Origin of the sequence: Plantibacter sp. LMC-P-059a (assembly GCF_030209505.1) — a bacterium.
Lineage (GTDB): Bacteria > Actinomycetota > Actinomycetes > Actinomycetales > Microbacteriaceae > Plantibacter.
Genome location: NZ_JARVRZ010000006.1, coordinates 243354 through 255932 on the forward strand (window position 1 = coordinate 243354; position 12579 = coordinate 255932).

The window sequence follows — 12579 nt, forward strand, 5'->3', positions numbered from 1 at the left end:
AGGCCCGCTCGACCGCGTCAGAGGAGTCCTTCGCGACCGCCCGACACCCAGTTCGGATCGGCGGAACGCGGGCCACTCACCTGCTCGGCGTAGGTGTCGATCTCGGCTCGGATCTCGTCGGTCAGTTCGACGTCGAAGACCGCGAGGTTCGCGCGGAGGTGGGCGACGCTGCGGGTACCGGGGATGGAGACGACGCGGGCGCCGAGCTGCTGCCCGCGATCGTGCACCCACGCGAGCGCGAGCGCCTCAGCGGTCGTCCCCAGCCGGTGGGCGAGGGTCCGGAACCGGGCTGCGAGTTCAAGGTTCGCCGCGAGGTGCTCCGGCTGGAACCGCGGGAAGTTGGCGCGCGTCCCACCGAGCGGCACAGTCTCGGCCGTGAAGTCCTCCGTGAACAGGCCGCGGGACAACGGCGAGAACGCGACGACCGTGACGCCCAGCTCGGCCGCCGTCGGCACCACATACGTCTCGATGTCGCGGCTGACGATGCTCCATTCCGACTGGATCGCAGCGATCGGGTGCACGGCGTGGGCACGACGGAGCTCCTCGCCGGTCGCCTCCGACAGGCCGATGCGGAGCACCTTGCCGGCGGTCACGAGTTCGGCGAGCGCCCCCACGGTCTCCTCGATGGGGATGTTCGGGTCGACCCGGTGCTGGTAGTAGAGGTCGAGGTGATCGGTGCCGAGTCGGGCGAGCGAGCGGTCGATCTGCTCGTGGAGGTGGGCGCGATCGCCGCGGACACCGCGCTTGCCGATGCCCCCGCCCGTGACGATGCCGACCTTGGAGGCGAGGAACACCTCGTCGCGACGCCCGGCCAGGTATCGGCCGAGGAGTTCCTCGCTTCGGCCGTCACCGTAGACGTTCGCGGTGTCGATGAGGTTCGCCCCGCCCGCCAGGGTCGCGTCGAGGACCGCGGTGACGTCGGCGTCGGCGATCGCGCCGTACGTGCCCGCGATCGACATCGCGCCGTAGCCGATGGCGCCGACCTCGGCGGCGTCACCGTCCGTCCCGATGGTCGTGGTGGGCAGTGCGGTCGTCGACGGTCCGGTCGCCAGGGGTGCTTCGCTCATGGACTCACCGTATTGGCTCACCGGCGCCGCGAGGCCCCGATCGTCATGCGCGGCAATCTCAGACGCGGGCTGCGGCGCGGGCCACGAGCGCCTGCAGGAGCGCGGCGGGTTCCTCGGGGTCGTCGATCGTGATCGCGAACTGCTTGCCGGAGGTGGTCGTGACCACGAGGCCGGGGCCGGAGCGCAACACGACGGCCGAGCGGCCGGGCATGACCCGGTAGCCCCAACCACCCCAGTCCATCGGGCGGATGTCGGTCGCCTCGACGACGTCGACCTGGTCGAGCGGGATGCGCTTCATCGGGATGCCGAAGAGCGAGACGACGCGGAGGCCACGCCAGTCGACGCTGACGCGCAGGCGGATGAACGAGGCGCAGAGGAGGGTCGCGAGGGCGAGGATCGACAGACCGAACGTCGCGACACCCGACTCGCCGTCCAGCAGGATCGGCGTGTACGCGACGGCACCGATCGCGACGAGGGCGAGGGTGAGCCACAGGAACAAGAGGGCCGTGACGCTCCGACTCCAGGCGCCGACCTCGGTCTCGCCGAGGTCCAGCGGTGCCGGTCGTGCCGTTGCACCGGCGAGCAGCGGCCGGGCCGGCAGGATCGCCGCGGGGATGACGCCCCAGAGCGAGCACGCGGCGAGCGGGACGACCCACCAACCGAGGACGGCACCGTCGACCGATCCCGCCTGGAGCGTGAGCCACGTGGGGATGACCCAGACGGCGGCGGCCGATCCCGCGGCGATGCCGAGGATCAGGACGATCATGCGCTTGGTCCGCATGTCGGGCCGTGGCAGGGCGAGCAGGATGATGGATGCGATCGCGACGACGGACGCGATGATCAACGTCACGACGAAGACACCCGCGGCGGGCTGTGAGTCGTCCGGCGCCCCGGTGCCCGACCAATGCGAGGCGACGTCGACCGGGAGCGCATCGCCCCAGACGAGCCGGGTGATGGCGATCGCGATCGCCGGGACGGCCATGGCGAGGCCGGCCAGGACGATGCGTCCGCGAGCTGGTGCTGCCGGTGGCGGTGTGGTGGTGTCGTGCATGTGCTCCCCCTGAGCTGCGGTGGTCGGCGATGATGCTGCGCGGACGGTCGGTGTCGCGCGTGGTGGATGGACCGGTCAGGCGCGTTCGATCATCCGGTTGAGGTCCTGAGGCGAGATCCCGAGCTTGCGGGCTTCGGCGACCAGCTGCGTGACGAGCTCCTCGACCCGCACGAGTCCGGGGACGGCGTCCTCCAGCACCCATGCGCCTCGCCCCTGTCGCATGCCGATGAGTCCGGCATCGCGGAGCTCTCCGTAGGCGCGGAGGACCGTGTGCATGTTGATCTGCAGCGCCCGTGCGAGGTCGCGAGCGGGCGGCAGCCGCTCCCCCGGACCGAGGTCACCCGAGGCGATCCCCGACCGCACTTGCACGGCGATCTGCTCGGCGAGGGAGGTCGTCGAGGTCGGATCGATGCGGAACAACATGTTTGCAATGCTACTAGAACAATGCATTCCTTGCTAGGGACCTCCGTCGGCCTGGAGGTCAGCGCGGTGCGCTGACGTGAGTGCGCGGGAATCGGCGTGAGCGCACCCCACAACCGCGAGCGCTCCCCTCCGGAGGCCCGCGCTCACGTCACCGGCCCGCGCTCACGTCAGCGCACCGCGCTGGCGCAAGCCACCGCGGAGGGATGGACGGGAGGACGTCAGAGGGCGACGACGTGCACCGCGATGTCGGCCGCGGCCAGCCGCTCGAGTTCGGCAGGATCGGCGGAGGCGTCCGTCACGAGGTCGTGGATCTGCCCGAGGTCAGCCATGCGCGCCAGCGTGACACGCCCGACCTTCGAGCCGTCGGCGACGACGATCACCCGTTGCGCGTGCGTCACCATCGCGAGGTTCGTCCGCGCCTCGCGCTCGTCGTGGGTCGTCGCACCGCCGGACGCACTGATGCCGTCGGTTCCGAGGATCGCGGTCCCCACGTTGATCGCGCTGAAGGTGTTCTCGGCGAGCGCCCCGACGGCCTCGAACGACGAGGAGCGCACCAGACCGCCGGTCATGATGACCTGCAGGTTCGGCCTCGACGCGATCTCCGTCGCCGTCGTCAGCGAGTTCGTCACGATCGTGAGCTCTGAGCGGTTGCTGAGCTCCTTGGCGACAGCCGCCGTCGTCGTCCCGCCGCTCAGAGCGATGGCGTAGGGGCCGGCGGGGATCATGTCGGCGACCCGACGGGCGATGCGGCGCTTCGCCTCCCGGAACTGGGTGTCGCGGAACCGGACCGGCACCTCGTCGCGTGCGTCGATCGCGCGCGCGCCTCCGTGGGTGCGGAGCACGAGACCGAGGTCGTCGAGGTCGGCGAGATCGCGTCGGATCGTCGGCGCGGAGACGGCCAGTCGACTCGTCAGCTCGTCGATCGAGACGACCGCGTCGGCGGCGGCCAGCTGGGCGAGGATGTCGCGCATCCGCTGGCTGCGCTTGCCCGACGGCGCGCGCTGCGACAACTCCGCAGCGGTGGGTCCCTGCATGGCGACTCCTCCGTCGTCCCGTCGCCTGGCGCACCCGGACGCTCAGCGAAAGTGATCACTTCAGGCAAAATCCGATCAACTTCTTGCTCGGTTCGATCACTGTAGTCGATGATCGCTCCATGACACGAGTGACTTTCATCGGAGCAGGCAGCGTCGTCTTCACCCGCCAGCTCATCGCCGACCTGCTGCGGTACCGCGAGCTCGCAGGGCTCGAGATCGTGCTGCACGACATCAACGCGGAACGCCTCGCCGTGGCGGAGGGCACCGCCCGTCAGGTGGACGAGCGTCTCGCCGGTCGTGCCACGATCACCGCCGAATCCGACCGCCGCCGGGCACTCGCCGGTGCCGACTTCGTGATCAACATGGTCCAGGTCGGCGGGATCGCCGCGACCTACTCCGACCTCGAGATCCCCGCCGCGCGTGGCCTCCTGCAGACGATCGGCGACACCACCGGCGTCGGCGGCGTCTTCCGAGCCCTCCGCACCTTCCCGCTGCTCTCGGCACTGACCGCCGACATGCGGGAGATCTGCCCCGACGCCCACCTGCTCAACTACACCAACCCGATGGCGATGAACATCTGGTGGGCGTCGGTCGTCGCCCCCGACATCAGTGCGATCGGCCTCTGCCACAGCGTCTTCTGGACGGTGAACGACCTCTGCGAGCTCGTCGGCGTCCCGATCGAGGGCACGACCTACCGCGCGGCCGGTGTCAACCACCAGTCGTGGCTGCTCGAGTGGACGCATGACGGCCGCGACCTGTACCCGCTGCTGCGCGAGCGCATCCGGAACGACCCCGAGCTCAGCCGTCGCGTGCGCGTCGAGATGTTCCGACGCATCGGCTTCTACCCGACGGAGACGAGCGAGCACTCCTCCGAGTACCTGTCGTGGTTCCTCCGCTCCCCCGAGCAGGTCGAGCGCTACCGGCTCCAGCCGCTCGAGTACCTGGGCATCAGTGAGGAGAACGTCGCCGAGTTCGAGGCGACGAAGGCGGCACTCGCATCCGGCACTCCGCTGACGCTCGAGGAGGAGGCCAGCGAGTACGCTCCACAGCTCATCCACTCGCTCGTGACGGACACCCCGCGCCTCATCCACGGCAACGTCGTCAACCGCGGTCTCATCGACAACCTGCCGCAGGGCGCGGTCGTCGAGGTGCCAGTGCAGGTCGACGCGAACGGGATCGCCCCGCAGGCGATGGGTGCCCTGCCGGTGCAGTGCGCCGCGATGAACCGCCCCTACGTCTCGGTCGCCGAGCTCACGATCGAGGCCGCCCGCACCGGGAATCCGACGCTCATCCGTCAGGCGGTGCTCATGGACCCGAACGCCTCCTCGACCCTCACGCCGGAGCAGATCTGGGAGCTGTGCAACGACCTCGTCGCCGGGCACGGCGACCTCCTGCCGGAGCCGCTGCGGGAGCTCATCCCCGCCGACCGCATCTGACCGCACCGCCGACCCGCACCGTTCCCGAACGATCGACACAGGAGACGACCACCGATGTTCCCACCCCGTTCCACGATCCACGTCCCAGCCTCGCGTCACGCCCGCCGAGCACGCCGCCTCATCACCGCGACCGCCATCGTCGCCGCCGGAGCCCTCGCGCTCTCCGGCTGCGCGGGCGGCTCCTCCGGTGCGACGACCCTCGACAAGGAGGCGAAGGTCAAGCTCACGTTCTGGACGGGGCAGGCCGACGCCGCCCAGCAGATCCTCACCGGTCTCGTCGACGAGTTCGAGGAGCTGCACCCGAACGTGACCATCGACGTGTCGTCCGGCGCGCCGTCGACGGAGGACCTCCTGCAGAAGCTCTCCGCGAGCTTCGCCGGCGGCAACTATCCGGACGTCTCCTACGCGTTCGGTTCGTGGGCGAGCCGCCTCGAGGCCTCCGGTCGCACCCTCGACATCACCGACCAGGTGGCCGAGCCCGCCGTCAAGTGGGACGAGTTCTCCGAGGCCGCGCGCCAGACCGTGCAGCCGACGGGCGAGAAGACCATCGGGTTCCCGGCGGTCGTCGACAACATCTCGCTCCTGTACAACACGACGGTGTTCGACGCCGCCGGTGTCGCCTACCCGACGGCCGACTGGACCTGGGACGACTTCCGTGAGGCGTCGAAGCAACTGACCGACCCGGCGACGAACACCTACGGCTACGCGTACTCCGTCTCGGGCAGTGAGGAGACGACCTGGCAGTTCTGGCCGCACCTCTGGCAGAACGGCGGGTCGATCATCTCCGACGACGACAAGACCGCCGAGTTCGCCTCCGACGCCGGCGTCGACGCCCTCACCTTCCTCCGCGACATGGCGGTCGAGGACAAGAGCGTCTACCTCGACCAGACCGACACGAAGTTCGGCGACCTGTTCGCTAGCGACCGCATCGGCATGATCACCTCCGGTCCGTGGCAGCTCTCCACCCTGCAGACGAAGGGCACGAAGTACGGCGTCACGGTCCTGCCGGGCACCGACGGCGACCACCAGACGGTCTCCGGTCCGGACGTGTGGGCCCTGTTCGACCACAAGGACAAGAACCGTGAGTACTGGGCGTACGAGTTCACGAAGTGGCTCACGGACTCCGAGCAGGACCTCAAGTGGAACGTCGCCTACGGCAACCTGCCGCTGCAGTCGAGCGAGATCGACACCCCCGAGTTCCAGGCGCAGGTGGACAAGCTCCCGGGTCTCGACGTCATGGCCGAGAACGGCGTGAACGCCAAGCAGGCCCGGCCCACCGTTCCGGGGTACGTGGGACTCTCCGAGGCGATCGGCAAGGCCATTTCCGCGGTCCTGCAGGGGCAGGGCGAGCCGAAGCAGGCGTTGGAGGATGCCGCGAAGGCCGCCGACACCGCCCTGGCGGACGACTGATGTCGACCACCGCGGAACACGACGTGAAGCGCACGGCGAAGCCGGGGCGGGGTGGGCACACGCCCGCCGCGCCCCGGCCCGGCCGGCGACGCCTCCGCGACAACCTCACCGGCTGGGGCTTCGTCGCCCCGGCGATGCTCATCGTGCTCGGTCTGTCGATCTTCCCCGCGATCTGGGCGTTCTTCCTGTCGCTCCAGAAGTGGGACGGCTTCAGCGAGCCGGAGCAGGTCGGGCTCGAGAACTACGCCAGCATGATCGGCAACGACGAGCTGCAGGCGGCCGTCGTGCACACCGTCGTCTACACGCTCCTGTTCGTCCCGGCGTCGCTCGGGCTCGGGCTCTTCCTCGCCGTCGCCCTCAACCGCCGGATCCGCTTCATCGGCGTCTACCGCACGGCGATCTTCGTCCCGTTCGTCGCGTCGGCCGCGGCCACCGGCATCCTCACCACCTACCTCTTCAACCCGCAGTTCGGGCTCCTCAACACCGTGTTCCGGTTCCTCGGGCTGCCGGCGCAGGGCTGGCTCGAGGACCAGGGGCAGGCGATGGTCGTCATCACGATCATGTCGCTCTGGGGGCAGGCGGCGTTCACCACCGTCATCTACCTGGCGGCACTGCAGGACATCCCCTCCGAGCTCCTCGAAGCCGCACGGATCGACGGGGCCAACGCCTGGCAGTCGTTCTGGCGCATCACCTTCCCGCAGCTCGGGCCGGTCACCGTGTTCGTGGCGATCTGGCAGTTCATCCAGGCGATCCAGCTGTTCGACCTCGTGTATACCACGACCAGGGGCGGCCCGCTCGGCGCCACCCAGACGATCGTGTTCTACCTGTGGGACGCGGCGTTCAAGCAGTTGCAGTTCGGGTACGGCTCCGCCGTGGCCTACGGCCTCTTCGCGGTGACCCTCGTCGCCACGATCGGCGTCGTCCTGTACTCCCGCCGGTCCAACGTGGAGGCATTCTGATGACCGTCCTGACCACCCCGCCGCGCGGCGACGCCGCCACCGGTAAGCCCTCGGTCACCGCGCCGCCCGCCGAACGCCGCACCCGCCGGCGCTTCAGCCTCTGGCACCTCGTGCTCGCGCCGATCGCGATCATCTTCGCTATCCCGTTCGTGCAGATGTTCATCACCTCGGTGACGCCGGAGTCGGAGATCAACACCTTCCCGCCGCGGATCCTCCCGTCGCACATCACCTTCGACGGCTTCGCGAAGCTGTTCACGGAGTCGGGCATCCTGCTGTGGCTCGGCAACACGGTCATCGTGTCGGCCGTCGCCGTCGCTTCCCACCTCGTGCTCTGTTCACTCGCCGGCTACGGCTTCGCCCGCCTGAAGTTCCGCGGCAAGACGATGGGCTTCCTCATGATCGTCGCCACGATCATGATCCCCACGCAGCTGCTCATGATCCCGACGTACATCCTGTTCTCGCGGCTCGGACTCATCGACAGCCTCGGTGCGGCGATCGTCCCGTGGCTCGCGTCCGCGTTCGGCATCTTCCTCATGCGGCAGTTCTTCCTCTCGCTGCCGGCGGAGCTCGAGGAAGCCGCCCTCATCGACGGCTGCACCCGCGTGCAGGTGTTCTTCCGGGTGATCCTGCCGCTCGCGAAACCGGCTCTGGCGACCCTCGCGATCTTCACGCTGCTGGGTTCGTGGAACGACCTCGTCTGGCCGCTCATCGCGATCAACAACGACCAGGTCTTCACCCTGCAGCTCGGCATCACGAACTTCCAGGGGGCACGGCGCACCGACTGGGCGCTCCTCATGGCCGGGAACGTCGTCGCCACGCTGCCGCTCATCCTGTTCTTCATGGTCGCTCAGAAGCAGTTCGTCGCGACCATGACCTTCTCCGGCCTCAAGGGGTAGTCACCCATCCCGGCGTGGCAGGATCACGTCCATCGCCGCGCCTGCAGCTCGGGCACGGCTACCGCAGCCCCACCGCAACACCCCCATCACTTCGACCCATCCCAGGAGCCACCCGTGTCCATCACCACCATCGTCGGTTCGGAAGCCACCGTCCGCGAGATCACCCAGCAGCCAGACGTCTGGCTGGAGGCGTCGACGGGGATCGCCGCCCGCCGCGACGAGATCGACGCGTTCCTCGCGCCGCTCCTCGCCCGGCCGGAACTGCGCATCGTCCTGACGGGGGCGGGGACCTCGGCCTTCATCGGCGAGATCGCGGCTCCGGCCCTCACCCGGACGCTCCGCCGCCGGATCGACGCGGTCGCGACCACCGACATCGTCTCCAACCCGCGGGAGGCGTTCGCGGAGGACGTCCCGCTCCTCCTCGTGTCCTTCGCCCGCTCGGGCAACAGCCCGGAGAGCGTCGCGGCGACCGAGCTCGCCGACCAGTCGCTCGCCGAGGTCCACCACCTGGTGATCACCTGCGACGAGACCGGCGAGCTGTACCGACGCCACCATGACCGCGCGTCGTCGCTCACCGTGCTTATGCCCCGACGCTCGAACGACGAGGGCTTCGCGATGACGTCGAGCTTCAGCTCCATGCTGCTCTCGGTCCTCCTCATCCTCGGCGGCGCCGACGAAGCCGCGGTGCAGGCACTCGCGGCCGGCGCGACGACGATCCTCGACCAGCGCGAGGTGGACATCCGAGCACTCGCCAACGAGGGGTGCGATCGTGTCGTCTACATCGGCAGTGGCCCGCTCACCGGGCTGGCCCGTGAGTCGGCGCTCAAGTTGCTCGAACTGACCGCCGGGCGGATCGTCACCTACTACGACTCGGCGCTCGGCTTCCGTCACGGACCGAAGGCGGTCGTCGACGACAGCACGCTCGTCGTCGTCTACCTGTCCTCCGATCCGTACACCCGGCGCTACGACCTCGACATCGTCGCCGAGCTCCGCGCGACGCTGTCGCCGGAGCGCGTCATCGCGATCTCCTCCGAGCCGGTCACCGACGCCACGATCTCCGACTGGGTGCTGCCCGAACTCGCCGGTCTCGACGACGCGCAGCTCGCCGTCGGGTACGTGCTCGTGGCGCAGCTGCTTGGGCTGTCGTACTCGCTCCAGCTCGGCGCGACTCCCGACAACCCGTTCCCGAGCGGCACAGTGAACCGCGTCGTGCAGGGCGTCCGGATCCACCCGGTGACTACCGACGCAGCGGGTGCCACCTCCGAGGAGCGGTAGGGGTGTCGCTCTTCCTCGGTGTGGACGGTGGTGGCTCGAAGACCGCGTTCGTCCTCCTCGACGACGACGGGCGCATCGTCGCCGAGACGCAGACGGCCAGTTGCTACTACTTCGACGAGGGCATCGAGCTCGTCGGCCGGATCCTCACCGAGGGTGTCACCGCAGTCACGTCATCGGCGGATGTCGAGGTGTCCGACATCGATCAGGCCTTCTTCGGCCTGCCCGGCTACGGCGAGGTCAGTTCCGACATCGATCGACTGGACGCGATCCCGGGTGAGGTGCTCGGCCACGGGCGATACTCGTGCGACAACGACATGGTGTGCGGCTGGGCCGGCTCGCTGGGCGCCGTCGACGGCATCAACGTGATCAGCGGAACGGGCTCGATGACGTACGGTGAGCGCCGAGGCCTCGGGCATCGCGTCGGCGGATGGAGCGAGCTGTTCGGTGATGAGGGGTCGGCGTACTGGATCGCGGTCCGCGGCTTGAACGCCTTCACGCGGATGAGCGATGGCCGGCTGCCTCGGGGTCCGCTCGTCGAGTTGGTGCGGGCGCGGGTCGGGATCACGAGCGATCTCGACGTGATCGACGTCGTCATGAACCAGTGGAAGGGCCAGCGGGGCCGTATCGCGGACCTCGCGAAGACGGTCGTCGCTGCGGCGGAGCAGGGTGACGAGGTCGCCGTGCGCATCCTGGCCGATGCGAGCGAGGAGCTGGCGGAGATCGTCGAGGCGACCCGCGTGGAGCTCGGCTTCGACGAGGACGAGGTCGTCCCGGTGTCGTACTCGGGCGGGGTGTTCTCCGCTGAGCGCGTGCGGACGGGCTTCGAACGGGCCGTCGCGGCGCTGCCGGCCCGCTACGACCTTCGGACCCCGCTGTTCGGTCCCGCGGTCGGTGCGGCCCTGTACGCGGCGAAGCGTGCCGGGGCGCCGCTGTCCCCCGCCGCCCTCGAGACATTGCGCGCCCGGTAGTCCCCTCCCTGCCCGGTGGTGCTTGGGCCAGCGCGGTGCGCTGACGCGAGCGCGGGTCTGGCGCGTGAGCGCGGGTCTCCGGAGGGTCGCGCCCATGCACATGGGGCGCGGTCACGCCGAGTGCGCAGCGCTCGGTCCCGGCGCGCAGCGGCCCCGTCGGAGGGGCGCACTCGCGTCACAGCACCGCGCTGGCGTGAGGACGGGCCTCTTGGAAGCTTGACCCTCACGCGACGCGAGGCTTTAGCGTCGTCACCATGACGATCAGGATCCTCGACACCGCCAGCGGCATGCGTTCCGTCCTCAATTCACCGGAAGCCGAACGAGCCGCAAGACTCCGGTCCATGCTCGAGCCGGTCGCCGACATGTACCGCTACTTCCCCGGCGAGGTCGACCTGCTCGCCATGCACACGATGGGCTCGGGGTTCCCGATCGATCGGAGCCGCGAGCGCGTCGTCGACGGCCTCGACCGCCTCGTCGCCGCGGACGCCTGGGCTCGGATCGAGCGCGCTCTCGATGAGGCACTCGCGGTGCAGCTCGACGCGGTGCCAGGCCTGGTGGCGCCCGACATCACCGTTTTGCTCGTCCTCGGCGATCCCGACGACGACTACTTCATGGACGCCATCCGCGGCTTCATCGGCAACGGCAGCGCGACGGGATTCATCTCGCTCATCCTCTGGCCGACGGAGGAGAACCTCGCGCGCCTCGAGGCGGCGGCCGTCCACGAACTCCACCACAACCTGCGATACGCACCGGGTGGGGTGGTGTGGGATCCGGCGACTGTGGTGGTCGGTGAACAGGTGGTCTCGGAGGGCCTGGCGGACGCGTTCGCCAGGCAGCTGCACGGGGTGTCCGGCTACACGCCGATCGGTGTCCCACACTTCGACGACGATGCCGTGTTCGATCGAGTGGTCGAGGGACTCGACGTCGGAGGGATGCAGCACTTCGTCTCGTGGGTGCACGGCGACGAGGCGGCCCTGCGGTTCGGAGGCCAACCGGTCGGCCTGCCGATGGGTGCCGGCTACGCGGTGGGGAATCGACTGGTCGACGCCTACCTGTCGGCGACCGGGACGACCGCGGCCGAGGCGCTGCACGTTCCGAGCGCGACGATCATCGAGGTCGCGCTGCGCGAGCTGGACCGAGCCGGCTGAGCTGACCGAGGCGGCCGCGCTGGCCAAGCCGGCCGCGCTGGCCCGCGGTCACTCCCAGACGGCGGTCTCCGGATCCACGCCGTGGGTGCGGGCGTTCGCGTCGATGAGGGACGAGAGCCAGGCAGCGAGGCCCGGTTCGACCCGGTCGTAGGTGTCGGCCATGCCGGGCTCCGTCAGCGCGAGGCGACCGGTGATCACGTGCATGGCCGGCGTGCAGTGGAAGTACTCGCTGAGGGCGGCTCGATGTCGTTCGGCGAGCGCGTTCGCTGCCACGGATCCGGCGTCGACCCCGGCCCGCTTGGCCTCGGCGAGTTCGTCCACGAGGTCCCGGAGCGGGCCGACGACCGCGCGCCAATCCTCCGGCGTGCGCTCGGCGGACCGCTCGGCGTATTCGGCCCACTGCGCGGAGTCGCCCCAGCGGGCGCGCGCGGACTCGGCCATCGTCGGGTTCCAGTCGTCACCGAAGACGGCGTGGTGCTGGTCCTCCGGGACGAGCACGCCGACCTCGTCCGCTTCGAGCAGGCGGTCGACGGACCGGGCGACGTCTTCGAGCCGGGCGATCGTGTCGGCGAGGTCGCGGCGCCGCTGCGTGAGCTCGGCGCGGCGTTCCGCGGCCGGCGCGGTGAGGAGCGTGGGGATCCGGGCCAGTGGGACGCCGAGGTCGCGCAGCAGGAGGACGCGTCGGAGTCGAGCGACGTCGACGGGCAGGTACGAGCGGTAGCCGCTACTCGTCCTGCCGGAGGGCTGCGCGACGCCGAGCCCGTCCCAGTGGTGGAGGGTCCGCACGCTGACACCGATCTCGGCCGACACCCGGCCGACGGTCATGCCGCCTTCGGTCGCTCCCCGCTCATCCATCGCCCCAGCATCGCACTCCTGCCCTGTCCCCGCCTTCGGCCAGCGCGGTGCGCTGAC

General features: G+C 69.7%; 12 protein-coding genes. 7 read left to right on the forward strand and 5 right to left on the reverse strand.

Features of this window, described 5'->3' with window-relative positions:
• Positions 1–17: 17 nt before the first annotated feature.
• The 4 genes from QRN27_RS14485 to QRN27_RS14500 all read right to left on the reverse strand — a co-directional run bounded on the left by QRN27_RS14485 (position 18) and on the right by QRN27_RS14500 (position 3575).
• Positions 18–1067: an aldo/keto reductase gene (locus QRN27_RS14485; protein WP_285042827.1), complete on the reverse strand. Its 1050-nt coding sequence runs from the start codon at positions 1065–1067 to the stop codon at positions 18–20.
• Between the two features lie 58 nt (positions 1068–1125).
• Positions 1126–2118, reverse strand: a complete 993-nt coding sequence (locus tag QRN27_RS14490; protein ID WP_285042828.1) for a hypothetical protein — start codon at positions 2116–2118, stop codon at positions 1126–1128.
• A gap of 75 nt (positions 2119–2193) precedes the next feature.
• A complete protein-coding gene (locus QRN27_RS14495; protein WP_285034995.1) occupies positions 2194–2541 on the reverse strand; it encodes a GntR family transcriptional regulator in 348 nt (115 codons plus the stop codon).
• A 218-nt stretch (positions 2542–2759) separates the two neighbouring features.
• Entirely contained in the window at positions 2760–3575 is an 816-nt protein-coding gene (locus QRN27_RS14500; protein ID WP_285042829.1) for a DeoR/GlpR family DNA-binding transcription regulator, read from the reverse strand.
• 119 nt (positions 3576–3694) lie between these two features.
• Between QRN27_RS14500 and QRN27_RS14505 the strand changes: the two genes are divergently transcribed.
• The 7 genes from QRN27_RS14505 to QRN27_RS14535 all read left to right on the forward strand — a co-directional run bounded on the left by QRN27_RS14505 (position 3695) and on the right by QRN27_RS14535 (position 11667).
• Entirely contained in the window at positions 3695–5011 is a 1317-nt protein-coding gene (locus tag QRN27_RS14505) for an alpha-glucosidase/alpha-galactosidase (RefSeq protein ID WP_285042830.1), read from the forward strand.
• 54 nt (positions 5012–5065) lie between these two features.
• On the forward strand, positions 5066–6421 hold the full coding sequence (locus QRN27_RS14510; RefSeq protein ID WP_285042831.1) for an ABC transporter substrate-binding protein: 1356 nt from the start codon (positions 5066–5068) through the stop codon (positions 6419–6421).
• Complete coding sequence (locus QRN27_RS14515) at positions 6421–7380, forward strand: carbohydrate ABC transporter permease (protein WP_285042832.1); 960 nt, start codon at positions 6421–6423, stop codon at positions 7378–7380. Before QRN27_RS14510 ends, QRN27_RS14515 begins: the two co-directional genes overlap by 1 nt.
• Complete coding sequence (locus QRN27_RS14520; RefSeq protein ID WP_285042833.1) at positions 7380–8276, forward strand: carbohydrate ABC transporter permease; 897 nt, start codon at positions 7380–7382, stop codon at positions 8274–8276. Before QRN27_RS14515 ends, QRN27_RS14520 begins: the two co-directional genes overlap by 1 nt.
• A 114-nt stretch (positions 8277–8390) precedes the next feature.
• Positions 8391–9551: an SIS domain-containing protein gene (locus tag QRN27_RS14525; RefSeq protein ID WP_285042834.1), complete on the forward strand. Its 1161-nt coding sequence runs from the start codon at positions 8391–8393 to the stop codon at positions 9549–9551.
• 2 nt (positions 9552–9553) lie between these two features.
• The gene (locus tag QRN27_RS14530; RefSeq protein WP_285042835.1) at positions 9554–10519 is read left to right on the forward strand and encodes an N-acetylglucosamine kinase; all 966 of its coding nucleotides are present in this window, start codon (positions 9554–9556) and stop codon (positions 10517–10519) included.
• Between the two features lie 254 nt (positions 10520–10773).
• Positions 10774–11667 (forward strand): DUF2268 domain-containing putative Zn-dependent protease, encoded by an 894-nt coding sequence (locus tag QRN27_RS14535; protein WP_285042836.1) that lies wholly within the window; start codon positions 10774–10776, stop codon positions 11665–11667.
• A gap of 48 nt (positions 11668–11715) precedes the next feature.
• Here QRN27_RS14535 and QRN27_RS14540 read toward each other — a convergent pair whose 3' ends face one another.
• Positions 11716–12522, reverse strand: coding sequence for a MerR family transcriptional regulator (locus QRN27_RS14540; protein WP_285042837.1), 807 nt, complete (start codon positions 12520–12522; stop codon positions 11716–11718).
• Positions 12523–12579: the final 57 nt, after the last annotated feature.

Bases quoted from the DNA above. Each gene is read 5' to 3' on its own strand.
- QRN27_RS14485 (WP_285042827.1), bottom strand. From the start codon at position 1,067: ATGAGCGAAGCACCCCTGGCGACCGGACCGTCGACGACCGCACTGCCC.
- QRN27_RS14490 (WP_285042828.1), bottom strand. From the start codon at position 2,118: ATGCACGACACCACCACACCGCCACCGGCAGCACCAGCTCGCGGACGC.
- QRN27_RS14495 (WP_285034995.1), bottom strand. From the start codon at position 2,541: ATGTTGTTCCGCATCGATCCGACCTCGACGACCTCCCTCGCCGAGCAG.
- QRN27_RS14500 (WP_285042829.1), bottom strand. From the start codon at position 3,575: ATGCAGGGACCCACCGCTGCGGAGTTGTCGCAGCGCGCGCCGTCGGGC.
- QRN27_RS14505 (WP_285042830.1), top strand. From the start codon at position 3,695: ATGACACGAGTGACTTTCATCGGAGCAGGCAGCGTCGTCTTCACCCGC.
- QRN27_RS14510 (WP_285042831.1), top strand. From the start codon at position 5,066: ATGTTCCCACCCCGTTCCACGATCCACGTCCCAGCCTCGCGTCACGCC.
- QRN27_RS14515 (WP_285042832.1), top strand. From the start codon at position 6,421: ATGTCGACCACCGCGGAACACGACGTGAAGCGCACGGCGAAGCCGGGG.
- QRN27_RS14520 (WP_285042833.1), top strand. From the start codon at position 7,380: ATGACCGTCCTGACCACCCCGCCGCGCGGCGACGCCGCCACCGGTAAG.
- QRN27_RS14535 (WP_285042836.1), top strand. From the start codon at position 10,774: ATGACGATCAGGATCCTCGACACCGCCAGCGGCATGCGTTCCGTCCTC.
- QRN27_RS14540 (WP_285042837.1), bottom strand. From the start codon at position 12,522: ATGGATGAGCGGGGAGCGACCGAAGGCGGCATGACCGTCGGCCGGGTG.